Source organism: Dickeya oryzae, assembly GCF_020406815.2.
Taxonomy (GTDB): domain Bacteria; phylum Pseudomonadota; class Gammaproteobacteria; order Enterobacterales; family Enterobacteriaceae; genus Dickeya; species Dickeya oryzae.
Genome location: NZ_CP162670.1, coordinates 2,473,375 through 2,498,744, shown reverse-complemented (window position 1 = coordinate 2,498,744; position 25,370 = coordinate 2,473,375). Strand labels below are relative to the sequence as shown.

The 25,370-nt window shown below is 49.9% G+C and carries 24 protein-coding genes and 1 riboswitch; of the genes, 6 read left to right on the top strand and 18 right to left on the bottom strand.

Annotation, left to right across the window (positions count from 1 at the left end; all coding sequences use genetic code 11):
• Nucleotides 1–74 precede the first annotated feature (74 nt).
• The 11 genes from LF929_RS11020 to kduI all read right to left on the bottom strand — a co-directional run bounded on the left by LF929_RS11020 (nt 75) and on the right by kduI (nt 12,417).
• Nucleotides 75–1,466 carry an L-cystine transporter gene (locus LF929_RS11020; protein ID WP_038907853.1) on the bottom strand — a complete coding sequence of 464 codons (1,392 nt, stop codon included), beginning with the start codon at nt 1,464–1,466 and terminating at the stop codon, nt 75–77.
• Nucleotides 1,467–1,611: 145 nt separating this feature from the next.
• Entirely contained in the window at nt 1,612–2,190 is a 579-nt protein-coding gene (locus tag LF929_RS11015; protein WP_038904251.1) for a metal-dependent hydrolase, read from the bottom strand.
• A gap of 77 nt (nt 2,191–2,267) precedes the next feature.
• Nucleotides 2,268–3,236, bottom strand: coding sequence for a pectin acetylesterase PaeX (gene paeX, locus LF929_RS11010; RefSeq protein WP_210176994.1), 969 nt, complete (start codon nt 3,234–3,236; stop codon nt 2,268–2,270).
• Nucleotides 3,237–3,506: 270 nt separating this feature from the next.
• A complete protein-coding gene (kdgM, locus tag LF929_RS11005) occupies nt 3,507–4,217 on the bottom strand; it encodes an oligogalacturonate-specific porin KdgM (protein WP_038907855.1) in 711 nt (236 codons plus the stop codon).
• A 251-nt stretch (nt 4,218–4,468) separates the two neighbouring features.
• Nucleotides 4,469–5,761, bottom strand: coding sequence for an ABC transporter substrate-binding protein (locus LF929_RS11000; protein ID WP_012884634.1), 1,293 nt, complete (start codon nt 5,759–5,761; stop codon nt 4,469–4,471).
• A 14-nt stretch (nt 5,762–5,775) separates the two neighbouring features.
• A complete protein-coding gene (locus tag LF929_RS10995) occupies nt 5,776–6,903 on the bottom strand; it encodes an ABC transporter ATP-binding protein (RefSeq protein ID WP_012884635.1) in 1,128 nt (375 codons plus the stop codon).
• Between the two features lie 13 nt (nt 6,904–6,916).
• On the bottom strand, nt 6,917–7,819 hold the full coding sequence (locus LF929_RS10990) for a carbohydrate ABC transporter permease (RefSeq protein ID WP_012884636.1): 903 nt from the start codon (nt 7,817–7,819) through the stop codon (nt 6,917–6,919).
• Nucleotides 7,812–8,702: a carbohydrate ABC transporter permease gene (locus LF929_RS10985; RefSeq protein ID WP_012769686.1), complete on the bottom strand. Its 891-nt coding sequence runs from the start codon at nt 8,700–8,702 to the stop codon at nt 7,812–7,814. The genes LF929_RS10990 and LF929_RS10985 overlap by 8 nt, the downstream gene beginning before the upstream one ends.
• 43 nt (nt 8,703–8,745) lie before the next feature.
• On the bottom strand, nt 8,746–10,377 hold the full coding sequence (gene pelW, locus LF929_RS10980) for a pectate disaccharide-lyase PelW (protein ID WP_038907856.1): 1,632 nt from the start codon (nt 10,375–10,377) through the stop codon (nt 8,746–8,748).
• A gap of 261 nt (nt 10,378–10,638) precedes the next feature.
• Complete coding sequence (gene kduD, locus LF929_RS10975) at nt 10,639–11,400, bottom strand: 2-dehydro-3-deoxy-D-gluconate 5-dehydrogenase KduD (protein WP_016941449.1); 762 nt, start codon at nt 11,398–11,400, stop codon at nt 10,639–10,641.
• Between the two features lie 180 nt (nt 11,401–11,580).
• Nucleotides 11,581–12,417, bottom strand: a complete 837-nt coding sequence (gene kduI, locus LF929_RS10970; protein WP_226093384.1) for a 5-dehydro-4-deoxy-D-glucuronate isomerase — start codon at nt 12,415–12,417, stop codon at nt 11,581–11,583.
• 322 nt (nt 12,418–12,739) lie between these two features.
• Here kduI and LF929_RS10965 point away from each other — a divergent pair, with 322 nt between their 5' ends.
• The gene (locus tag LF929_RS10965; protein WP_012884640.1) at nt 12,740–13,072 is read left to right on the top strand and encodes a cupin domain-containing protein; all 333 of its coding nucleotides are present in this window, start codon (nt 12,740–12,742) and stop codon (nt 13,070–13,072) included.
• 266 nt (nt 13,073–13,338) lie between these two features.
• Nucleotides 13,339–13,887, top strand: a complete 549-nt coding sequence (locus LF929_RS10960) for a YniB family protein (protein ID WP_038907858.1) — start codon at nt 13,339–13,341, stop codon at nt 13,885–13,887.
• A gap of 121 nt (nt 13,888–14,008) precedes the next feature.
• Here the strand turns inward: LF929_RS10960 and LF929_RS10955 are convergent, their stop codons facing one another.
• Nucleotides 14,009–14,866: a fructosamine kinase family protein gene (locus tag LF929_RS10955; protein ID WP_210175430.1), complete on the bottom strand. Its 858-nt coding sequence runs from the start codon at nt 14,864–14,866 to the stop codon at nt 14,009–14,011.
• Between the two features lie 1,222 nt (nt 14,867–16,088).
• On the opposite strand from LF929_RS10955, the gene LF929_RS10950 reads away from it, so the two are divergent.
• The 3 genes from LF929_RS10950 (at nt 16,089) to rlmA (ending at nt 17,348) form a co-directional block, all read left to right on the top strand.
• Nucleotides 16,089–16,205: a DUF2627 domain-containing protein gene (locus LF929_RS10950; RefSeq protein ID WP_071526204.1), complete on the top strand. Its 117-nt coding sequence runs from the start codon at nt 16,089–16,091 to the stop codon at nt 16,203–16,205.
• Between the two features lie 39 nt (nt 16,206–16,244).
• Complete coding sequence (cspE, locus tag LF929_RS10945) at nt 16,245–16,454, top strand: transcription antiterminator/RNA stability regulator CspE (RefSeq protein WP_012769694.1); 210 nt, start codon at nt 16,245–16,247, stop codon at nt 16,452–16,454.
• A gap of 81 nt (nt 16,455–16,535) precedes the next feature.
• Entirely contained in the window at nt 16,536–17,348 is an 813-nt protein-coding gene (rlmA, locus tag LF929_RS10940; protein ID WP_038909556.1) for a 23S rRNA (guanine(745)-N(1))-methyltransferase, read from the top strand.
• Between the two features lie 50 nt (nt 17,349–17,398).
• Here rlmA and mntP read toward each other — a convergent pair whose 3' ends face one another.
• From mntP to manX, 5 genes are all read right to left on the bottom strand, one after another.
• Nucleotides 17,399–17,971 (bottom strand): manganese efflux pump MntP, encoded by a 573-nt coding sequence (gene mntP, locus LF929_RS10935; RefSeq protein WP_038904261.1) that lies wholly within the window; start codon nt 17,969–17,971, stop codon nt 17,399–17,401.
• 50 nt (nt 17,972–18,021) lie between these two features.
• Nucleotides 18,022–18,162, bottom strand: a riboswitch (yybP-ykoY riboswitch).
• Nucleotides 18,163–18,357: 195 nt separating this feature from the next.
• Complete coding sequence (locus LF929_RS10930) at nt 18,358–18,816, bottom strand: DUF986 family protein (RefSeq protein ID WP_023639602.1); 459 nt, start codon at nt 18,814–18,816, stop codon at nt 18,358–18,360.
• 151 nt (nt 18,817–18,967) lie between these two features.
• Nucleotides 18,968–19,804: a PTS mannose transporter subunit IID gene (locus LF929_RS10925; protein WP_038907860.1), complete on the bottom strand. Its 837-nt coding sequence runs from the start codon at nt 19,802–19,804 to the stop codon at nt 18,968–18,970.
• A 14-nt stretch (nt 19,805–19,818) separates the two neighbouring features.
• The gene (locus LF929_RS10920) at nt 19,819–20,616 is read right to left on the bottom strand and encodes a PTS mannose/fructose/sorbose transporter subunit IIC (RefSeq protein ID WP_210175431.1); all 798 of its coding nucleotides are present in this window, start codon (nt 20,614–20,616) and stop codon (nt 19,819–19,821) included.
• Between the two features lie 68 nt (nt 20,617–20,684).
• On the bottom strand, nt 20,685–21,641 hold the full coding sequence (gene manX / locus LF929_RS10915; RefSeq protein ID WP_038907861.1) for a PTS mannose transporter subunit IIAB: 957 nt from the start codon (nt 21,639–21,641) through the stop codon (nt 20,685–20,687).
• A gap of 584 nt (nt 21,642–22,225) precedes the next feature.
• On the opposite strand from manX, the gene LF929_RS10910 reads away from it, so the two are divergent.
• A complete protein-coding gene (locus tag LF929_RS10910; protein ID WP_226093385.1) occupies nt 22,226–23,776 on the top strand; it encodes a TerC family protein in 1,551 nt (516 codons plus the stop codon).
• A gap of 98 nt (nt 23,777–23,874) precedes the next feature.
• Here the strand turns inward: LF929_RS10910 and LF929_RS10905 are convergent, their stop codons facing one another.
• Nucleotides 23,875–25,236 (bottom strand): L-serine ammonia-lyase, encoded by a 1,362-nt coding sequence (locus tag LF929_RS10905; RefSeq protein ID WP_226093386.1) that lies wholly within the window; start codon nt 25,234–25,236, stop codon nt 23,875–23,877.
• Between the last annotated feature and the right edge of the window lie 134 nt (nt 25,237–25,370).

Genomic DNA, 25,370 nt, shown 5'->3' with positions numbered 1-25,370 from the left:
GCCGACGCGAAGTGCCATGCCGACGCGAAGAACATCAACGTTGTCGGCATGGCTTTATAACATTGCGACAGGGATTAACGGTGCGTTAATGCCGAGTCATCATCCTGATTAAACACGGCTTTATCGGTTTGCCTGAGCAATTGGCTGGTTACGGTACCTGCGGTCATGGAACCGCTGACGTTAAGCGCAGTACGGCCCATATCGATAAGTGGTTCAATCGAAATCAGCAGTGCCACCAGCGTCACAGGTAAGCCCATGGCTGGCAGGACAATCAGCGCAGCGAAGGTGGCTCCGCCGCCAACACCCGCGACACCGGCTGAACTGAGGGTGACAATGCCAGCCAGCGTGGCTATCCACATTGGGTCCCACGGATTAATACCGACCGTTGGGGCGACCATGACGGCCAGCATTGCCGGATATAACCCTGCACAACCATTCTGACCGATGGTGGTACCAAACGACGCGGCAAAGCTCGCAATAGATTCTGGTACGCCAATACGGCGCGTTTGCGCTTCAATATTCAGCGGGATAGTGGCGGCGCTGGAACGGCTGGTAAACGCGAAGCTCAGCACCGGCCAGACTTTGCGGTAGAAGCGGGCAGGGTTGATGCCCGTCAACGCCAGTAACACGGCATGCACGCCAAACATTAATCCCAGACCAAGATAGGACGCCACGACAAAACCGCCGAGCTTGAGGATATCTTGCAGGTTAGAACTGGCGACCATTTTGGTCATCAATGCCATCACGCCATAAGGTGTGAGACGCATAACCAGACGGACCAACTTCATTACCCAGGATTGCAAGGTATCAATCGCCGTCAGTACGCGTTCACCTTTTACTGCATCGTCTTTAACCAGATGCAGGGCTGCTACGCCAAGGAAGGCCGCGAAAATGACCACGCTGATGATTGAGGTCGGGTTGGCACCAGTCAGGTCGGCAAATGGGTTTTTCGGAATAAACGACAGCAGCAGTTGTGGTACGTTCAGGTCTGCGACCTTACCAACATAACTCGTCTGAATGGTCGATAGCCGGGCGGTTTCTTGTGAGCCTTGCACCAGTCCTGAGGCGGTAAGCCCAAACAGATTGGTCACAAAGATACCGATTAAGGCGGCGATCAGCGTGGTAAACAGCAGCGTACCGAGAGCCAGCAGGCTGATTTTGCCTAGCGATGACGCGTTGTGTAGACGCGCCACTGAATTAAGAATCGACACGAACACCAACGGCATTACGATCATTTGCAGTAATTGCACATAGCCGTTGCCGACGATGTTGAACCAGGCGATGGATTGTTTAATGACCGGGTTGTCATCACCATAAATCAGGTGTAATACCAGTCCAAACAGCACGCCAGTAACCAGCCCCAGCAGTACCTTTTTAGACAGACTCCAACTTTTATTACCGCCATACCCTAGTGCGAAAAGTAGCATAGCAAAAACAAGCACATTTATTATCAGCGGAAAATTCATCCCACTACTCCTTTTTTAATGTTTATCACCGCTACGGTCAGAAGGAAACGTAGCCAGCGCAGTAGAATAGCAGGTCTTTTATATTGCGGTTATAGAGATAACTAACATTGATTAAACCGAATGGAATAACGAGGTTGGCGTTGATTTAACGCATCAGTAATTCATGCAATTGTTGGCCGAATTGCTGCAACCAGCGCGCAGGTTCGCCGTAGTGCCAGGATTCCAGCGGTTGTTGTGGTTGCCATAACATAAACAGAATAAGGCCTACACACAGTATGCGCTCCAGTTGGTTCCCTTTATCGCTATTGAGAATGGGCAGACGAAAACGCCATCGGCACGGCCATAACAGTGGTACGCCAGCGGTCGTCAGCATATCAGCGACAATATGGCTTAAATACCCCACGATCATGGCATGGTAGACATCACCCGGTAAGGGCCAATCGACCGGTAGCCGGGTACGAATGACATAAACGCCGACCAATATCGCCAGCAAACTATGTGTAAAACCACGGTGGCCACACAACCTGGCGATCGGTACGGAAATCCACTTCAGGCGCTGGCCCAGAATCGACTTAGGGTGATCGATGTCCGGTAACAGGGCCGTTAGCATTGCGGCGGGAATAATATGCCACCAGTCACCCGCTGCCAGAGCGGGCGAGAGTTCTGCTTTCTTTGCAAAGATTGCGCTGGCTACGGCAAACAGGAGGTGGCCTTCCGCGGTCATGGAACATCTCAAAAACTGTCATTTTATACAGTATAAGAGATTGCAACAGTTGACGGAAGGTGTGACGCTGTAACCAGTTATGTTTTATCTGGTTGATTCCCGGTCTTTTTATCTAATTGCGGTGATTTTATCCAGTTATTTAATAACTGTGGCCACATAGCCGCAGGTAATCCGGTTGTCCCTCGGATACCAAAACCATGTTTCCCTTGTTCAAACAGATGGATTTCAGTCGGAATGTGGTGCTCTCGCAGTGCTGCCAGCATCACCAGGCTGTTGTCTACTGGCACCGAGGGGTCATCAATCGCATGTACCAAAAATGTCGGTGGCGTTTGTGTACTGACCTGTTTTTCTGCGGAATAACGCTGAATTTGTGCGTCACTGGGGTGCGAGCCTATCAGTGCTTTGCGTGAGCCTGGATGGGCAATACTTTCCTGCATAGAGATGACGGGGTACATCAGCATCATAAAGTCGGGGCGGGCGCTGGCGTAGTCTATTTCGTCCTGAGCCGGATAAACGGTTTGAGCAAAACGGGTACCAAGGCTTGCTGCAACATGCCCACCGGCAGAGAATCCCATCACGCCGATATGGTGCGGGTTAATACGCCATTGTGCGGCATGGGTACGCAAGGTGCGGATCGCGCGTTGAGCATCGGCCAGTGGCGCATCGGCACCTTCCTGATGGCCATCGGCTGGCATACGGTAGGTCATGACGAACAAGGTGTAACCTTGCTGAGTGAAATACGGTGCCAGGTCACTGCCTTCTTTATCCAGTACAACACGCTGGTAAGAACCGCCAGGGGTAATTAATAGTGCGATGCCGTTAGGGTTTTCTGGCGCGTAAACCGTGATTTCTGGTCGGCGTATGCCGGTTACGGCACGGTCTGGCAATGTGGGGTCTTTGCTGCGTTCAACCACTTGCTGCTGTACTGACGATGTGACCGCACCGGGTGCGTCGCCTTGCGGCCATATCGGGAAGGTAGTGTCGGCGAAGGTGAGTCCACTGACAGACATGATAAGTGTTCCTGTAATGAATTTGCGTAGTGACATGGCCATTTATCCATTGCGTTTATTGAGTCAGTATGACGGCGGTGGGGATAAAAAAACAGGTAAACATTTCATCGAAGAGAATAAAATGTTTACCCAAACTGGCGAGTAATACTATTTCCCGTAAAGGGAAACAGGCACAGAAATTTAAAATGACGAATTGATGGTTTGGTTAATTCCTGGCAGATATTAACCTGGATAATAAAAACGTCGTACTAATAACACGGTTATTACCCATTTTGACGCAATATTCCAGATGTCGTGTTCAGTAAATTAGAAACTGTACTGTACACCGACACGGTAACGCGTTTGACGTTCATCGGTGGATTTAGAACCGGAAACGTTACCCACTTCGACATAGGGTTTCCAATTCTTGTCCCACTTATAAGACAATTTCACGTTATGGGTGATATCGTAATCATCATTGTCTGAAAGAATGGTCTCACCTGAAGTGGCTTTTTTATACTCCAGCTCATAACCAATGGTGTAAACCTGCAGGAAGTTATAGTCGATATTACCAGTTAAGGTATAACCTTTATCTGTCGTATTATCCTTACCAATATTGCCACTATTACGTTTGAAGTAAGGACGATAACGTAACGCGACGGACAAATCATCGGTGACATTAGCGCGCCCGCGAAGGTATGGGCGGTAGTTGTTACTAGATGATCCTGATTCTAAAGATAAACCTGGTTCGATGGAAAAGACGTCGTTAAATTTATAAACATAGCTTGCAATCACTTCAGTTCCGTTGCTGACCTGCTCGTTAAAGGGTTTATTAGGCGTTTTATCATTGCTGGATTGCGCCCATTTTACCTCTGAAGATAATCCGAAGCCATTAGCGAAACGGTGGGAGATTACCAGACGATCTTTATGTTCTGCTTTGGCGGTATCATGCATTTCATGACGATAATCGATGGATACAGCTAAAGCATTAACGCTAACCAGAGATGCAACAGCCAAAGTTAATAATTTAATCTTCATTGTATTTTCCCTATATATCTATACAGATAAAGAAAAGAATAAAAAAATAAAATCGATGTGTTCTTATGGAACGAGTTCTATTTTATGGATTATTTAGTTTCGTTTTGTGATCTTGATCTTTTAGATTCACAATAAATTCAAAATCATTTCAAATTGTGATGATGATCGACAGGATGATTCTTTTTGTTTCATTTTTAATAAAAAAGCCCCGACTTAGCGCACGGGGCTTTAAATAGAAAATTAAATGGCAATTATTCTTTCATTGCACGTTTCAGAATACGATCAGCCTGGCGTTGGAAATATTTAGCCGTTTCTTCCACGGATTTCTGACCATAATCGATATACTGTATGGCATCACCAAATAATGCGACAATTTGTGGGTCATCAAAATAAGGCGATGTCTTGGTTTCATGTGGTAAAGACAATGCCAGATTCAGACCAGCCACGGATGGATCGTTGTCTTTGATCACACCATCAGCACGCAATTGAGCGACGGCTGCTTTACTCAACGGCACGCCACGCTCCAGACCCAACGCCTGAATCCCTTCTTTGCTGTTCAACAGGTAGTTGATCAGCATGGCTGCTTCTTTCGGATGTTTACTGGATTTGCCGATGGACAACATCTGAGCAGGTTTGAAGAACAGTCCCGCCTCTTTAGCACCTGGCAGCATGGGGTAGGAGCCTAACTCCAGTTTTGCCGGTGGCTGCAGGTTGTCGGAGTATTTGGTGATGGTGGAGTTCCACATGTAAGTGCCGCCCCATTCACCCGCAATCCATGGCTTCATTTCATACATGTTGCTCTTGCCAAACGAAGCGTAGTACTTCGCAGACGGCATGACGTGGGAATCGACCAGCTTTTTATACGTCTCGAAGAATTCTACCCACTGTGCGTCGGTATAAGAGAATTTCTTGTTCTTCTCGTCTACCGCTGGGATGTTGTATTTCTGAACCATGTAGGAGTTCAGCAGCGCCAGAGAATCCTGATGCTCCAGTACCAGAGGGTAGAATTGGTCGCCCAGTTTTTCCTTGAAGACTTTACCGGCGTTCATCAACTCATCCCAGTTTTTCGGGTAAGTTAAGCCGGATTTCTTCCAGGTTTCGATGTTGTAATAGAACACACGAGCTGTCACCGAGATCGGGATCCCGTTCAGTTTGCCGTCGACCGTCGTAGCCTGCAGTTCTTTGGCGTCAAATTGCGACAGATCCAGTACGTCTTTCACCTTGTTCAGATCGTAGAAACCATCACCCGTGCGGGAGAAAATCGGCAGCCAGTTCCAGTTGGTCTGCATTACGTCCGGCTCGGTATTGCCCGCGATTTGAGTGGTCAGGCGGGACAGGTGACCATCCCAGCCGGTGTATTCTGCTTTAACTTTGATGTCCGGGTACTTTTTCTGGAATTCCTCGATGGCTTTCAGTGTCACCTGGTGACGGCCGTTACCGCCCCACCATGACATGCGCAGGTCAACCTGGTCAGCAGCAAAAGACTGGTGCGCCATCAGCGCCAGAGAAGAGGCAATTAATGTCCGTAGGATCACTTTTTTCATCGGTTATACTCCTGTTAGAGAGAGATATTTTGTTCTGTTTTTGCATCAAAGATATGGCATTTATCCATATCAAATTTGAAATACACCTGACGATGCATGCTGTTGTTGATAATCGTCCGCGCTTCGTCTGACGGCATACGACTGGTCAACTCAAACCCATCGACCTTGATGTACATAAAGAACTCGTGGCCCATGTTTTCGGCACGTACCAGGTCTCCCTGGAAATGACCGCCATCGAAAGGTGTTTCCGATACCGTGACGTATTCAGGGCGAACGCCGAAGCAGATATCTTTACCCACATAATTGCGGACTTTGTCCTGCTTGGATTGGTTCAAGCTCATGGTGTATTGGCCGACCTGCAATGAGATCTGACCGTTTTCTTCCAACAGTTTGCCCGGCTTGATGTTCATTTCCGGCGCACCGATAAAACCGGCGACAAACATGTTTTTCGGGAAGTGATACAGGTTATCCGGTGTATCCACTTGCATGATGTGGCCCAGCTTCATCACACAAATGCGATCACCCATGGTCATGGCTTCGGTCTGGTCATGGGTCACGTAGACGCTGGTCGCAGGATGCCCACTCTTTTTCAACTGCTTATGCAGATCCGAGATACGGATACGCATTGAGGCACGCAGTTTGGCATCCAGGTTTGAGAGTGGTTCATCGAACAGGAATACATCCGGTTTTTTCACGATGGCACGGCCTACCGCCACACGCTGCGCCTGACCGCCGGATAGCTGGCGCGGCAGGCGATCCATCAATTCTTCCAGTTCCAGAATTTTGGCTGCTTCATTCACCTGTGCTTCGATCTTGTCTTTCGGCATCTTGCTGAGTTTCAGGCCGAAGGCCAGGTTTTCGCGCACCGTCATGTGCGGATAGAGCGCGTAGTTCTGGAACACCATCGCGATGCCGCGATCTTTCGGTGCCAGATTGTTGACGATCTTGTCGCCGATACGAACTTCACCGCCGCTGATGGTTTCCAGACCGGCCAGCATGCGCAGGGTAGTGGACTTGGCACAACCAGACGGCCCGACGATGACCATGAATTCGCCGTCTTTGATCGTCAGGTCGATACCGTGGACTGCTTTGAAACCGTTGGAGTAAACTTTTTCCAGTTTGTTGAAAATGACTTCAGCCATGATAAATCCTCTATTAACCTTTAATTCCGCTGCTGGTAACGCCCTGAACGAAGTAGCGCTGCGCCATGAAGAAAATGATGATGGACGGCAGAATGGAGATGCTCGCCATTGCCAGAATTTCGTTCCACGGTGCGCCTTCCGTTACGTCGATAGACATTTTCAACGCCAGCGCAATCGGGTATTTGTCGACGCTGTAAACGTAAATCAGCGGACCGATAAAGTCGTTCATTGACCACATGAACTGGAACAGTGCGACAGAGATGATGGCCGGTTTCAGAATCGGCACCACGACATACCACAGTACCTGCCAGGAATTGCACCCATCGATCTGTGCGGCTTCTTCCATATCACGCGGTACACCACGCAGGAACTGAATCAGCATGAAGACAAAGAATCCCTGGGTGGCGAATGCAACCGGCACATACAACGGCAGGTAGCTGTTCAGCATGCCCATTTCACGGAACATGATGTACTGCGGAATCAACAAAACGGTGCTTGGCAGAAGCATGGTGCCGATCAGCGTGGCGAACCAAAAGTTCTTCCACGGAATCTCGAACCGGGCAAAACCGTAAGCCACGATGGTGGAAGAAATGACCGTCAACACCACCTTCGGAATCACATACTTGAAGGTATTGATCATGTAGTGACCGAAGTTGTATTCGGTGCCAGTTTTCCAGCCATTGATAAAGCCATCCCAGGTGGCGTGTGTCGGCCACAGACTGAGTGTCGTGAAAATTTCATGGTTCGGTTTGAACGACGCGGAGAACATCCACGCCAGCGGGTAGAGCATCAGGATGCCGACGGCCAGCAAAATGATGTAGCGGATGCTGGCGCTGATTTTTTCACGGCGCAGCGTGCGGCGAACTTCTTCTGCAGCGATGTCCTGCGCAGACAGTGGGGAATGAATATCAGCCATTTTTTCCTCCTTTATCGGCGGAATAGAACACCCAGTATTTAGACGATTTGAAGGAGATAGCGGCGAAGACAGCTACCACCAGGAACAGCACCCATGCCAGCGCAGCACCGTACCCCATATCGAAATACTTGAACGCGGTATCGTAGATATAGAGCGAGAACAGATAGGTGTAGTGAGTTGGCCCACCGCCAGTAATCACGTAGGGTGCGGTAAACTCCTGGAACGCCTGCGTTGTCTGCATGATGAAGTTGAAGAAGATAACCGGCGTAATCAGCGGTACGGTAACCTTCAGGAACATCTGCCATTTCGAGGCACCATCGATCATCGCTGCTTCATATTGGGATTGCGGCACGTTCTGCAGAGCAGCCAGGAAGATAACCATCGCGGAACCGAACTGCCAAACACGCAGTAAGGTAACCGACATTAACGCCAGCGAGGGCTCGCCCAGCCAGTTAACCGGGTCTAAACCGAAGACGCCGATAAAGCTATTGAGTAACCCATCGATGGCGAACAGGGCGCGCCACAATACGGCGATAGCCACGCTACTACCGAGAATTGACGGCACATAATAAGCGGTACGGAAAAAACCGATGCCACGTAACTTGAAGTTCAGCACGAAGGCGATGAGCAGTGCGAAAATCAGTTTCAGCGGAATGGTCAGGAACACATAAGCAAACGTCACTCCCATGGATTTCCAGAAAAGATCGTCCTCCATAAACATCCGGTGGTAATTTTCCAGGCCGGTGAAGGTGGGCGGACTCATTAAATCGTATTCAGTAAAACTGAGTACGAACGACGAAAGAAAGGGAAAAGCGGTAAAAACTATCAGCCCTATTATATAGGGGGAGATATAAGCTAACCCCAGCATTCTGTTTTCATTCATAATGCTTACCTACTTTTGTAATGGTGAGTCTGTAAAAATAAAATCAATGAATTAGTTTCTCTGGGTAAATAAACTCCGTGTCATAAATAACCCGGCTTTCTCCATTAATCCGATAATCGCCATGGATATATCCCCCTTGGGTTAATATTGCAGGGATTTCCTGCCATTTATTTCTGCAGGCGGCGATCAACGTCAACAGAATGGCAGGGAATGGGTCATCAAGGCGTACATAACGATGGTGTTCAGAGCGCACAAATAAACCGTGGTGGAAATGACGCTTAAATAAAATCTCCGCCATTTGCCAGGCATATTCCGCCCACTGTGCGGATTGCTGAGTGTGCGCCAGTTCGGTAATTGCCAACAACAGGAATGGTGAGGCGGACTGATGAAAGCCTTCTTTTTCCAGTCGTGACAACATCGTCATGATCAACGTATACAGGTCGCTATCGTGACTCAGTTGCCAGGCACGAACCAATGGCAGCAGATAGTCACCTTCCAGCGGGAACGGCGTTAACACGGTACCCGCCTTGCCGTAGTAACCATCGCGTTTGAAGCAGTAGCCGGTCATATCCTGACCATCGTTCCACATCGGTCGCAGGCTATTGCTGTCGATATCATAAGCATATTGGTAGTAATTTTTCAGGCCAGTGATGACCCAGGTAAGTGTTTCGTTATCAGGGCGGTATTGCAAAATATCGAGCATTGCCAGCGGGTTATCGATCAGCAACGGACGCATGTCGCGGAACAACACGTTCGCTTCACGGGCAATGGCGCCAAATTCCGGACCAAACTGCCGCTGCGCGCGGTCACCAAACCAGGATTGGGTTTGATTGTCATCAGCCGGTACGGGCTGGCGCTGCAATGGCGAACTGAATTGGTAAACCGGCATACCGGTTTCCGGGTTACGCGCCAACACATACTGACGGTAGAGGTGTTTACCCCAGTCAGCCGCCTGTGTATCGCCACTGTGGCGGGCGTAAGCGAAGGCGGCGTAGATCAGGTCAGTACCGGCATTAACGAAGGTTAACCCCTTGGTTAACGGCAGCTCCGGCCATTTGGCAGGGTCGACGACATCATGCCGGGCATGCTCAAAGACGTGTGGATCGCGCATCTTGGCGTAATCGCCGTGGCGCCCCAAATCCAGACTATCCCAATTTTCTACATGCGCGTTCCAGAATCCCTGAATAAAATGATGGGTTTTCTCAGGATTAACCTGATACAGGAAATCGTAATAGGGAAGATGGTGTTTTAATTCATGTACCAGCGATTTTGATTCTGGTCCTTCACTGGCTAATGTGTCGAGATGAATAAAACGATGCCCGCCCCAGTAAAAAAGACCGCTAATTTCATCGACAAAGCGGTCCAGAAAATAGTCGCACTGAGTAAAAGCAGACTGGCGATATTTTTCTGTTTCTGTGACTGCGCTCATGGATATTAATAAACGCAACCAGTTTTGCTGACTGGCGAAGTTAGAGATTGGTGCATCATGACCATCGGGAAACCGCCAGACAACGGGAGATTGTGTTTTTATCTCAAATCCGTCAGCCAATAACGGCGTGGGATTGACCGCGCTGTGGGCGCATTGCTGAATCTTTTCAATGTGGCTGTTAATCGCCGATAACCATTGGTCGATTTGCCATTTTCTGCTGGTGTTCAAATCAGTAAAAATACTCATGGACTACCTTCTTGCAGAACTGGAAGAAACAGTTCCTTATAAATAGAAACATTGTTTTGATTGATTATATTGCCCAAGTTATATTTTCGTCATGTGCTCAGTATCGAAAGTGTGATCAAAGTCGGAACGTTGTTTTGAAAATTTTTTATGGAGAATTTGGAAACCAGGAGGGAAGGGATGGAAAGAGTAACTTGCTGATAGATAAAAGAAAGGCACAATACTACATTGTGCCTTTGTCTATAAGATAATTTTGTAGAAAAATTAGCGAGCCAGCCAGCCACCGTCGACTGCGATGGTGTAACCGTTCACATAATCGGAGGCGCTGGATGCCAGGAACACGGCCGGGCCTTGCAAATCCTGCGGCAGACCCCAACGACCTGCCGGGATACGATCCAGGATTTCTTTGCTGCGGTCTTGATCAGCACGCAACTGCTGGGTGTTGTTGGTTGCCATGTAGCCAGGGGCGATAGCGTTTACATTGATGTTGTGTTTTGCCCATTCGTTGGCCAGCAGGCGGGTGATCCCCATGACGGCGCTCTTGGACGCGGTGTAAGACGGTACGCGGATACCACCCTGGAAGGACAGCATGGAGGCGATATTAATAATTTTACCGCCATGACCCTGTTTGATGAACTGACGGGCAACAGTCTGCGACATGAAGAACACGCTCTTGATGTTCAGATTCATCACATCGTCCCAGTTCTTTTCACTGAACTCGATGGCGTCTTCACGACGGATGATGCCAGCGTTGTTAACCAGAATGTCCACTTTACCGAACTCAGCGACGGCTTTTTCCACCAGTGCAGCATGACCGGAGATATCGCTCATGTCAGCAGTCAGGCTGAGGAAACGACGGCCTGTGGCAGTGACTTTTTCGATGGTTTCTTTCGGTTCAACGATGTTGACACCGACGATGTCACAACCTGCTTCTGCCAGACCGACAGCCATACCCTGACCCAGGCCAGTATCACAACCCGTAATCAGTGCCACTTTGCCCTGTAAATTGAATGCTTCTAGAATCATAGCTTTAATCTCTCTGTAAACGACATGTTGTGTCGTGAGCTTGTTACTGTAGGGAAATACCGGTTATACCCGTCATTTTTCAGGTTGCCGGTCGAGTGGCCGCTTTCACCATCCCCACTACGGGACACGGAGTTGCCTGCCTGCCGCTTTCCTGCAACACGAAATCTGGTGGGTAAGCCGCTAGCGCAATTCGCTAACTTTGACGTGATCCATGTCTGAGAAAACCTGATTCTCGCCAACCATACCCCAGATAAAGGTGTAGCGTTTGGTGCCTACACCAGAATGAATCGACCAGCTCGGTGAAATCACCGCCTGTTCGTTGTGAACCAAAATATGACGCGTTTCCTGTGGTTGCCCCATCATGTGAAACACGGCCGTTTCCTCGTCCATATCAAAATAGAAATACACCTCCATACGACGCTCATGGGTATGACACGGCATGGTGTTCCACAGGCTACCTTCCGTCAGTTTGGTCAGACCCATCGTGAGCTGGCAGGTCGGTAACACATCAGGAACGATATATTTGTTGATGGTACGACGGTTGCTGGTCGCGTCATCCCCAACGGTTTGGGGAGACGCATCAGCGGCGGTAATCTTGCGTGTTGGATAAGTGGTGTGAGCAGGCGCACTGTTATAGTAGAAACGAGCCGGGTCGGACGGGTCTACGCTGGTAAACCGGATATCCCGCGCGCCTTTGCCGATGTAAATCGCTTCTTCGTGGCCAATTTCATAGCGCTCGCCGTCAACGTTGACTACACCGCTGCCGCCGATATTGATGGCACCCAATTCACGACGTTCAAGAAAGTAGCTGACGCCCAATTGTGTCCCCACGTCTTCGCCTATCGTTACCACCTGATGGACGGGCATGACGCCACCTACGATGATTCTGTCAATATGGCTATACGTCATGGTGCAGGCGTCTGCATCAAAAATGCGTTCGATTAGAAACTCGCGCCGCAGACCAGCAGTATCAAGCTGGCGGGCGTGGTCGCTGTGGATGCTCTGACGGACTTGCATGGTTGCTCCTCGCTTTCAGATAGACATCAGGCCATGGCCTGACAGGAAAGCGCCGGGCGGAACAGGTCACCTTGCGTGGCAGTGACAACGTCACCTGAACCTTTTTTGCCCGGTTCTTTCGTGTTATGGCGCGATAATAGTGCGGTTGAGATATGAATTCAATAAAAATGAAATAATGTTTTATTTATTTCTTGAGAGACGTCATGGTTTTGCTTATTTTATGTTTAATCTGATGCCGTTGTTACTAGAATAGCGGCATGACCCCTTTGTGTTACCTTGTTCACATCAGGGAAGCACGTTGTATTACCGTTGAGGAGAAAGCATGAGAAGGTACTTTATTGACGACGAAACGCCGTGGGAAGAACTGGGCGGTGGTATCAAACGTAAAATCATCACCTGGAGCGATGACCTGATGATGGTGTGCGTCCATTTTGCCAAAGGCGCTATCGGTACGCCGCACACGCACGACATTCATGATCAGATAGCCTATGTCGCGGCAGGGAGCTTCGAAGTAGTGATCGAAGGCGAAAAGCGCATTCTCAAAACCGGCGATGCTTACATGGCGGTGAAGCATGAAATGCACGGTGTGGTATCGCTGGAAGAAGGCAGTGTACTGATTGACACCTTCTCGCCAAAACGTGCCGACTTCCTCTGAGTTTTTCGCATAATCTGCGTTCTTCTATTTATTTTCTTCTATTAATTAAGGTGTCGGCGACGATGTCGACACCTTGCTTATATCCTGTTCTTATGTTCTGCTTCTCATCGTTTGGATGGCTATCGTCGTCAAAATAGGTAGCCAGGTGGCCGGGAAAGAAAACGTTGACTCTGTTAAAACCTGAAGTACCCTGCTAACGGGTTTTATGGGTCTACACTTTTTGCCCACCGTGGCACTGGGCGTGACGTCACGCACAAGGGGAACACATGACGTATCAACAGGCTGGCCTTTTTGCCGTGATTAAGCGTATTACGGGGTGGGTCGTCTTCCTTCCTGCTTTGCTCTCGACCATTATCTCACTGGCCAATCTCATTCATGCTTTTACCGAGAAGAAGCAGGGGATCAATGGTGTGATGCAGGACTTTTTACATCTGGTCGTTGAGGTGCTGCGTTTCAATACACCGTTTTTAAACCTTTTTTGGTACAACTCACCGGTTCCTGATTTTGGTCGTTTGTCGTCATCCGCTACAGTTATGTTTTGGCTGATTTATGTACTGATGTTTGTTGGCCTGGCATTGCAAGTGTCTGGTTCCCGTTTGTCCCGCCAGGTAAAACATATCCGGGAAGGGCTGGAAGACCAGTTAATTCTGGAGAAGGTCAAGGGGGATGAAGGTAAAACGCGTGAAGAACTGGAGTCACGTGTAGAGCTGCCCCGGCATACGATTTTGTTGCAATTCTTTCCGCTGTACATCCTGCCGGTTGTTGTTGGCGTCATCGGTTACCTGACGCTGAAAGTCGTCGGTATAGTTGGGTGAGCTTACCGGGGCCTGTGTTGCCCCGGTATCGAGTCTGATTGTCTGCGTAGGACAACCAATGTATGCGCGATAGCCATCTGTATACGACAACCACAATGTGTATACGACGGCCAATTGTGCACTATAACAAGTGATGTTCTATCGCTTGCTGGGCTGTCACCACGTGTTTGCCGCCAAACAGGTTCGCACGATTAAGCAGATAGTAAATTTGATAGATTGGCTGTCGCTCAACAAAACCCCTCTCCAGTGGCCAGACGCTTTGATAGCCATCGTAAATCTGTGGTGGTAATTCAGGGTACAGCGGCAACATTGCCAAATCACATTCCCTGTCTCCCCAGTAACAGGCGGGGTCAAACAGGTAATAGCCACGGTCGGTGTTGAGGGTATTTCCAGACCATAAATCACCATGTAGCAACGACGGTTGTGGATGATGACCACAAAGGCGTTTTTCCACCTGCGTAATCAGTGCATCGATATCCCCAAAATATAGCCCTTTTTCTGCCGCCAGCTGTAGCTGCCAGCCGATGCGTTGTTCGGCAAAAAAGCTGGACCAGCGGCGCTGCCACGCATTGGGTTGGGGGGTAGTCGAGAGGTCATTATCGAAATCAAGCCCAAACTGCGGTTGCTCACTCCATTGATGCAACTGTGCCAACTGCTGACCCAGCCGCCAGGCATCGTGGGCTGATGCGGGTTTAGGGGCGAGGTATTCCAGCAGTAGAAAGCTGTAATCGCGATTGCTGCCGACACCATAAACAGCCGGTACCTGCACTGTTTGGCTATGAGCCAGGAGCTCCAGTTGCTCGGCTTCTGCCCGAAATTTGGTCAGTAATTCACGGGCATCGCATTTGACGAAAACATCATGCTGGCTGTAACGCAGATACCAGGCGGCATGAATTTCACCACCGGGTAATTCCCGCCGATCCAAGATATCACCGGGGCCAAGATGTTCTTCCAGCAGTTGCTCGATCGTCTGCCACATAGGTCACCTCCCGTTGATGTTGCCGATGTACCATTACGTTAGCGATTTATGCAGAGTAAAAACGGAATCTGGCGCACAGCTGGCAGCGTTATCGTTGCTACCGGAAATGAGGTTTGCAGATGTGCATCACCACGTGCAGAGATGACCGGTCTGCCCCTCAGAAAAAGATGAACCCGCCGGTGCCGGTATAGACGTGAATGATTGGATAGTGGCGGTAAAGACACAATAACGCGCTGTGGCGGGGTTGTCACGATGGAGATCAAAAAACGAGCACACATCGGTAAATGAGCGTACGGAATAGTAAATTTGACGTGAGCTGATGTTGTCTATTACTGGTTGATGCGCCAGAGGTTGATGCAGATTAATTTTTTATTCGGTGAAATAGGTGATCACATCGACTGCATGGTGGTGATACAGGCAGTGTGAGAAATATAACTCCGTAACATTATTGACCCATGGAGAAATAAACAATCGGTGTCATCGAGTAATAATCGGGTATAAACATTTTTTCTACGGCTAAAAAACAGAAATGAATCTGTAATAAGCGGGACATAAATCATGATTGCATCATTTTTTTGCAAAAATAATGTTATCTCTGTTCCGGGTGTTGAATGTGTGACCCGGTAGAGCGAGCGTTGCCAGTGTGTCGATTTATTAATCAGACTAACACGTGTCTGGCAACTCCAGGACGACAGTGGCGGGCTGGTTACCCATGCTTAGCATGCGTTTGCGTTCTGAGAGGCTGTTGTTGAGGATGCTCAGAACTATTTTTCATATCTATTTGCTATGTTTCATTATTATAAAAGTGGATAGTCACGATTAGAAATAGACGTTCTGTCATGCTGACCGGTTTGAGGGGGTTCTCTTATTACAAAAGAGTAAAAAAGAAAGCCTTAGTCACACTTTTTGCCAACAGTGTCTGGACAGCGACTTCATCCTGTGATTGATGAGTAATATTATTTTTTTATGGCATAGTCCATTCAGCAATAAGTCGATCATAGCGACTTGCGTAATTGAAATACCGTGCACATAATCAAATGGTTGGGTGCACCGAAGAGAATGCTTTGGTGTATCAATATCCCGGAATATTGTAGAGTGGATATTAATGATACATTAAAGGTTCTAATTTGTGCGACATGTCCATTGCTGGTAAAAAATGGCTTGCCAACGATTACATAGTATGTAATAACGCATCTGGGTAAAACGAGGTACAGTTCTGTATATGAATGGCATTTTCAGTAAAGAAGTCTTGAGTACAAACGTTAGCGTTGAATACCACTTCTCTGCCGATCCTTATTTTAGTGCCTCAAGCAGTAACGACTCTGGTTTTTCTGTATAACGCCTTAGTGCGGTTTAAACTATTCAAGGAAACTTTGAAATGGCAAAGATTAAAGGTCAGGTTAAGTGGTTCAACGAGTCTAAAGGCTTCGGTTTCATTACTCCGGCTGATGGCAGCAAAGACGTGTTCGTACACTTCTCTGCAATTCAGGGCAACGGCTTCAAAACATTGGCTGAAGGCCAGAATGTTGAGTTCGAAATTCAGGATGGCCAGAAAGGTCCTTCTGCAGTGAATGTTGTTGCGCTGTAATTTCCAGCTCATGCCATAAAACCCGCCTTGTGCGGGTTTTTTGCTTTTCTCATCATCAAGAACGCTATGCAAAAATCGTCAGTGCCTTATCAATGCCCTCTATGTCATCAACCCCTATACGCCGAATCCGATCGTTGGTCTTGTGGACGACACCATTTTGATCGCGCACGGGAAGGGTACGTCAATTTACTGCCAGTGCAGTTTAAGCGATCCAAACAGCCGGGAGACAGTGCTGAAATGATGCAAGCCCGCCGGGCTTTTCTTGATAATGGGCACTATCAGCCGCTGCGCGATCGGGTATCAGAGCGCCTGTCTTTCTGCATGCGGGGACTGCCGGGGGCATTATTGGATATTGGGTGTGGCGAGGGGTATTACACGGCCGCGCTGGCGGACAAACTGGCCCCGCAGCAGATGCCTGTTTATGGGCTGGATGTGTCTAAAGCGGCGATACAGCGAGCGGCAAAACGCTATCCCCAGGTCATGTTTTGTGTGGCCTCCAGCCAACGGCTGCCTTTTCAGGACAACTCTCTGGCTGCCGTATTGAAAATCTATGCGCCCTGCAATGGCGACGAGCTGGCGCGGGTTATTCAGCCTGGAGGAGGGGTGATGACCGTCTCTCCAGGGCCCAACCATTTATTGTCGCTCAAAGCGCGGGTCTACCAGGATGTCAAACCGCACCCTGAAATTGATGAAGTATTTCCGGGGTTTGTGCTGGAAACCGTCGAGCGGCTAGAGTATCGCATGTCGATGACGGGAACCGATGCCGCCAGTCTGTTACAGATGACACCATTTGCGTGGCGAGCGACGCCGGATGTTCGTGATGGATTAATGGCAGAATCGCAGTTTGCGTGTGAAACCGATTTTCTGATTCGATTTCACCGGCGCGAAGGCTGAAGTGCGTGGAGTAACCAACGGGCGGCGGAAGCTGCCCGTTGGTGTATTTATCAGGCGAGATCGAGCAGGTGTTCGTAAAGAATATTGCAGCCAATGCCGATCAGCACCACGCCACCAAGGATTTCGGCTCGTTTACCCAGGATGGGGCCGACATATCGGCCAATCATCATGCCGATTGTCACCATGATCATGGTGGCGCAGCCAATGGCCATTGCGGTGTGGAAGATATTCACCTGCAGGAACGCCAACCCGACGCCAATCGCCATCGCATCCAGACTGGTGGCGACAGCAGTGCACACCAAAACGAACAGACTGTGTTTAGAGATTTTCTCGCAGTTACAGGCGTCTTCGCCTTTTAACCCTTGCACAATCATACGGCCGCCCAAAATAAGCAGCAGACTGAAAGCAACCCAATGGTCCCAGGCGAGAATAAAACGGCTGGCATAAAATCCGAGCGCCCAACCGATTAACGGCGTCAATGCCTCGACAAAACCGAAGATGAGACCGGTTCGTATGGCTTCGCGGAAACGGGGATTGTGCAGTGTGGCACCTTTACCAATAGACGCAGCAAACGCATCCATAGACATGCCAAAAGCAAGAATGAGTGTAGCGGATAAATTCATAATAAATGGCCTCGGCTGGGCAGTTCTCCATATCCACGTAATCCCCCCCCAACCAGACGACGGATCACGTGTCTATGGTCTCGCCTGCCAGTCTGGCCGCCCGTACCACGTTCAGTGAAGAACGAGTATGTTGATACGAGCATTCCTGAATGTGAGACATCAGGAATCGGCTACTCCCCAAGGACGGCGCAAAGATACCATATTATTCCTGCAGGGAACAACAATAAATAATATATGGGTTTAATTGAAATTGAGAATTATTTTCATCTTCAAGGGGATTGAAACAACTGATGAAAATTAAAACAATGCTACCTGGTTAAAATAGCAACCAGATATATTAGGTTAATATGGGTTTCGATTTATTCGCAAAGCGAATTTATTTCATTTCATTGATTTTCAATCATAAAATTATATATTTTCTCTAAATCATCCAAATCATTGACCGCCACCAGTAGTCGCCTTTTTTCAAGCCCAATCACCAGAATGCCGTCTTCTGATAAATTCATATTTTTAATACGATGATAAGGAATATAGGTATTGGCATAAAAGAAACCCTGATCTTTGAAGAGTAATTTTGGGTAACGAATCATGGTGAGATATATCGCCATGAGTATGAGCGAAAAAAGCAGCAATGTTGTCAGGTAAGCGCCTTGCGTTGTGACATTCTTGTAGATGAGTATCGCCACCAATACGATAAAGATCAGCGCATCCAGTCGATGTTTTCGTCGCAATTGCACCTTGAGCAGGGTATGACCATGCCGTCGACCCATGAGGAACTCATCGTAAATGGCGTACAGCAGTGACAAGGCAATAGAGACCATCAGAACAACGTCGGTAAAAGTCATGTACAACTCCAATGGTGGTGAGTGGCGCTAAAAACAGTTTGGATGGTGAAAGTGACAAATATCGTCAGGAACGTAAGGCGATGACAGTTTAACGATCTCTCTGTCTAACAATACAAAAAATAACATGGCCGGGTTGCCCCGGCCGGTTGCGTCAGAGTCCCAATAGGCCAATCCAGTAACCGATGATACCGATAACGAAAAAGCCGACAATCAACCAAAGTGCATTCACTTTGCGGCGCAGAAGCCACATACAGCCAAATGTCAGCAGTAACGGCACTAAACCGGGCATCAATTGGTCAAGTATCGATTGCACCGTCGTGACGGTGGTATGCCCGTCCTGCCCGGTTACGCGCGACACCACCAACGGAATGTTAACGTGGGTCCATTTGTTGACTAGCGCCCCCATGACGAAGAGCCCCAGAATCGACGCCCCTTCAGTCATTTTTTGCAGCAAGCCGCCACCCATGTCACTCACGATATCCGCCCCTTTACGGTAACCGTAAGCCACGCCGTAATAGCGCACCAACAGGCGCACCAGATTAAATAATACAAAAAACAGGATAGGGCCAAGCAGGCTGCCGCTCATGGCGATGCCAGCACCCAGCGCCGCGAAGACAGGGCGCGCTGTTCCCCAGAATATCGGGTCACCCACACCAGCCAGCGGCCCCATCAACCCGACTTTCAGGCCGTTTATCGCCCCATCGTCGATCGGTGCGCCGTTGGCGCGCTGTTCTTCCATCGCCATTGTTACGCCCAGAATCGGGGCGGCGACAAACGGCTGTGTATTAAAAAACTCCAGATGGCGTTTAATCGCCTGTTTCCGTTCTTCCGAGTTTTCCGGGTAGAGGCGACGAATCACCGGTACCATGGAAAAGCAGAAACCCAGTGCTTGCATGCGTTCAAAATTCCACGACCCCTGGAACAGGTTCGAGCGCAGGAACACAGCGCGAATATCGCTGGGAGTCAGTTTCTTTGTGGTGTCCACCATGGCTTGCTCTCCTGTTAATCCAGTTCGTTATCAAGATCGTTGTTTGACGATGCAGCCGCTGCACCATGAGCTTTGTTGTATTTAGGGCTGAGTTGGATATACAGCACCGCCATAACAACACCGATGACACCCAGTGCGACCAAATTGAAATTAGTGAAGGCGGCGGTAACAAAGCCCAAATAGAAGAATGGCATCAGATAACCGGCACGCATCATGTTGATGACCATCGCATAACCGACAACTACGATCATACCGCCAGCGATATTCAGCCCAGAGGTGACTACTTCGGGGATGGAAGAGAGCAGGCTGTGTACCGCTTCTGTCCCGACTGAAACGGCAACAATCACCGCAGGGATAGCAATACGCATGGCCTGCAATAGCAAGGCGGAAACGTGGATCCAACTGATAGCGGAAAGGTTACCGCGCTCGGCAGCACTGTCAGCGGCATGCTGGAAGGCGACGGTGATAGTGCGCACAATAATGGTCAATACCTGACCTGCGGCGGCCAGCGGGATAGCCAGAGCGATCCCGGCACCGACGCTTTGGCCACCAGCGATAACCAGAATGGTCGAGATGATAGAGGCGAGGGCCGCATCGGGTGCAACTGCCGCACCGATGTTCATCCAGCCTAATGCGATCATTTCCAGTGTACCGCCGATAATAATCCCGGTTTTAAGATCGCCCAGCACCAGCCCGATGAGGGTACAAGCCACCAATGGCCGGTGAAACTGGAATTCGTCGAGAATAGAACCCATACCTGAAATACAGGCCACAATAAATATCAGCACGATTTGAAGCGTGGTGATCTCCATGGTACTTCTCCTGTGAGAATAGTGGTCCGAACAATAACGTCGTTACGCGCTTCGTTGCTCCAGAGGCGTCAACGCGGCACTTTAGTGATCAAATCCATCATATTGAGTTTGGTATCTGTCGATACCTTCCGGACTTCCAGCTCAATACCTCGCGCATGGAGCTTGTTGAACGCGTCGATATCCTTGTCGTCAATCGATACAGCGTTATTGACCTGGGTTTTGCCCTGGCGGTAAGCCATCCCGCCGATATTGACTGATTTAATCTCGACGCCGTTTTCTACCAGTCGCAGTACATCGGTTGGATTGGTAAACAGCAGCATTACGCGGTCAGCGGCGTATTTCGGGTTATCGTAAACCCTGACAGCCTTGGCGACATCGACCACATGCGCAGAAACGCCGGGAGGCGCGACTTGAGTCAGTAGCGTTTTTCGCACGTTATCCGCCGCCACTTCGTCGCTGACCACAATAATCCGGCTGACGTTGGTTTCCTTGGTCCAGCGGGTGGCGACTTGCCCGTGAATCAGACGGTCATCAATGCGAGCCAACCCGATTTTCATGTGTCCACCCGCTCCCGGCGGTGCGCTTGGCTTGGCGCTGACAGGGGCAGGGCGAGGCGCTTTTTCCGGTTCTGGTGCCTTCAGTGCTTTGACACCAGCACGGCCGGTCTCCAGAGCAATGGCAACCAGTTCGTCAAAGGATGGGTTGTCGTCGCGGGCCATAAATGTTTCGGCCAGCATAGGAATATTGACCCCGGTAATCACTTCGTGATTTTTCTTGTCGTTCACCAGACGGCTGGCCGCATTAAACGGGCTACCGCCCCAGGTGTCGACCAGAAAAAGCACACCTTGCGAGGTGTCCAGCTCGGCTAGTTTCGCCTGATATTTTTCCATCAGGATCTCGGCGTTTTCGCCGGGAACAAAATCAATCCAACCAACGTTACTCTGTTCACCAAGAATCATTTCAGCTGTATTTAACAGCGGACCGGCCGTGGCGCCGTGAGTGCATAGTATGATGGCAATACTCACTTGCTCCCTCCTTTCAAGAATCACTGTTTTGTTGAGAGTGAAATCTGTCTGATTATCTGGATAAATTTCGTCACGTTTATCTGTGAGCGATATTCAGTATGGCTGCAATGCCGTTTCTTGCCTGATTCTTTCCCGATATAGGGCACAAAAAGCGTCTAAGTCACGCATTACGCCGCTTTATGAATCGATTCAGGGCAGACTGACATCGGCAGGATTTATTTTAGGGGTCGAATAAATAAATTATGTGATATCGCTCGACAATTAGTAGCGGAATTGCATTGACGATGGTTGTGTTGCCCATGATGCGATCCGCTTCGCGGAGTCACAGAAAATCGTTGTGGAAAATAGCATTGACTCTGTTAAAGTTACTCTCCCTTTAATTACAGAGGAGTTACGGGTAAACGCCCTTCCTATGGACTGTCACCGACGATTCATTTCTTTTACTCCGGCGCTGACCGGTGGTGTTCTTCAGCTAATAGGCCATTCAGGCCGTATTCAGCCTTGTACTGATACCTCTCTTTTTCTTTCGCTGCACAATGCGACGGCATTGATGTCGTTTGCTCGTTCATTTTCCGGAGTCTGACATGGAATTTTTGCTGGATCCCTCAATCTGGGCAGGCTTACTGACGCTGGTGGTACTCGAAATTGTATTGGGTATCGACAACCTGGTGTTCATCGCCATTCTGGCAGATAAACTGCCTGCCAGGCAGCGTGACAAGGCGCGAATCATCGGTTTATCGCTGGCGCTGTTGATGCGGCTTTGCCTGCTATCTCTGATTTCCTGGATGGTGACACTGACTCGACCGCTGTTTTTCGTCGGGCAGTTTAGTTTTTCGGGCCGCGATTTGATTTTGCTGGCCGGGGGGGTATTTTTGCTGTTCAAGGCCACGATGGAGTTGCATGAACGACTGGAAAACCGCCCGCTTGACCCCAATGCCAACCGTGCGCAGGCCAGTTTCTGGGCCGTTGTGGTACAGATCGTTATTCTGGATGCGGTGTTCTCGCTGGATGCGGTGATTACAGCGGTAGGTATGGTCAACCATCTGGGGGTGATGATGACCGCCGTGGTGATCGCGATGGCCATTATGTTATTGGCATCGAAGCCGTTAACCCGGTTTGTGAACGCGCATCAAACCGTCGTTGTGCTTTGTCTGAGCTTCCTGCTGATGATCGGCCTGAGTCTGGTTGCTGAAGGGTTTGGTTTCCATATCCCGAAAGGCTACCTGTACGCGGCGATCGGTTTTTCGATCATTATCGAGCTGTTTAACCAGGTTGCCCGACACAACTTCATCAAACACCAGTCGCACTTACCTATGCGTGAGCGTACCGCCGAAGCGATTTTGCGTCTGATGGGGGCGCGCAAAGCGACCCATGATGAGGAAGAGCAGCCGCTGCAAAAAACAGAAGAAACGTTTGCAGAAGAAGAACGCTACATGATTAGCGGGGTGCTGACGCTGGCTTCCCGTTCCCTGCGTAGTGTTATGACACCGCGTACCGATATTTCCTGGGTGGACAGTGAACGGTCGGTGGAAGATATCCGTCTGCAATTACTGGATACACCCCATAGCCTGTTTCCGGTGTGTCGGGGCTCGCTGGATGAGCTGGTCGGTGTTGTGCGTGCCAAAGACTTGCTGGTCGCGTTGGAAGAACATACCGATGTGGAACAGTTCGCTGGCAACAACCCGCCGATCGTGGTCCCTGAAACATTGGATGTGATCAATCTGCTGCCGGTACTGCGCCGGGCAAAAGGCAGTCTGGTGATCATCACCAATGAGTTTGGTGTGGTGCAGGGGCTGGTTACGCCGCTGGATGTTCTGGAGGCAATTGCTGGCGAATTCCCGGATGAAGATGAGACGCTGGACATCATCGAAGACGGGGACGGCTGGTTGGTGCGGGGTGGTACCGATCTGCATTCGTTGCAGCAGGTGCTCAATGTGCAGGACCTGGTCGATCCGAAAGAGGATTATACCTCGCTGGCGGGATTGTTGTTGGCTCACAGCGATGAATTCCCCAAAGTGGGCGACACACTGGAGTTACACCGATTGCGTTTCCTGATTGTCGAAGCGACGGACTACCGTATTGAACTGGTTCGGGTGGTTCGCGTACCGGAAACGACGGCAGAGAACGCTGTATAAGCCGGTCGGCCGTATGATGTAACGCCCGTCGTTGTGGCGGGCGTTACCGGCGCAAAAGTATCAAGTCCTATCAGGATGAACCAATGGCGCGTTTGCGATCAGTCGCATTGCACCTTGATTGCCAGTCCACCACGGGACGTTTCGCGGTATTTGGCGTTCATGTCTTTGCCGGTTTCGTACATGGTTTCAATTACCTTGTCGAGTGATACGCGGGCTTCAGTCGTGCGGCGTATCGCCATGCGGGTCGCGTTGATGGCCTTGACGGACGCGATAGCATTGCGTTCGATACACGGCACTTGCACCTGTCCGGCAACCGGATCGCAGGTCAGGCCTAAATTGTGTTCCATACCGATTTCTGCGGCTACGCACACCTGCTCCGGGCTGGCACCCAGCAATTCAGCCAGACCTGCCGCTGCCATCGAACAGGCCACACCCACTTCGCCCTGACAACCGACTTCCGCTCCGGAAATAGACGCATTCATTTTATACAACGACCCAATCGCGCCGGCTGCCATGAAATAACGCAGATAGATACCGGGGCCGACAGGCTCGATAAAGTGATCATAGTAGGCCAGTACCGCTGGCACGATGCCACAAGCGCCGTTAGTCGGTGCGGTGACAACCCGTCCTCCGGCGGCGTTTTCCTCGTTGACCGCCAGTGCGAACATGTTGACCCAGTCCACAACGTTCATCGGGTCGTTAGAGAGCTTGTCCGAGGAAACCAACATGCGGCGAAGCGCGGCGGCGCGGCGCGGTACCCGCAGCGGACCGGGCAGTACACCCTCGGTATTCATGCCGCGATCCATACATGCGCGCATGGTTTGCCAGACCGCAGCGAAATAATCTTCAATTTCCTGACGGCTATGCAATGCCAGTTCATTGCGCATCATCATGCCGGAAATAGAAAGTCCGCTTTGTTTGCAGTGCTCCAGAATTTCCCGGGCCGAGCGGTAAGGATGCGGAACGGTGAGGGTATCTTCCTGAGTCTGACCAAAGTGCGCTTCATCGACGATAAACCCACCGCCGATCGAATAATACGTTTGGCGAAACAGCGGAAGGTCGGCAGCAAAAGCGGTCAGCGTCATGCCGTTTTCGTGCAGCGGCAAATTTTCTCCCCGAAAGATCATGCCGCCTTCGCGGGGGAAGGCGACCTCATGTGCGCCTGCCAGAGACAATCGTTCGGTTTGCTCGACTTCCCGAATGAATGTCGGGATAGCATCGATATCTACCGTATCGGGCTGGCTACCCGCCAGACCAAGAATAATCGCGATATCGGTATGGTGACCCTTGCCGGTCAGAGCGAGAGAGCCGTAAACCTCGACCATGACCCGATCGGTACGAGACAGCAAATCCCGCTGTTGCAGTTCATCGACAAATTGCTTACCGGCTTTCATCGGTCCAACCGTATGAGAGCTGGAGGGGCCAATTCCGATTTTGAACATGTCGAATACGCTTATCACGCTGAAACTCCTCTCAGGGCGTTGCCTGTTGTGACTATATAGGAAGCGGGTCGTCGTTGCTCGCTATACCACCACGTATCCGGTGTGATGGCGCGAAGCTGACTTGCTTTAGAATAAAACTCGATAGAATGCGC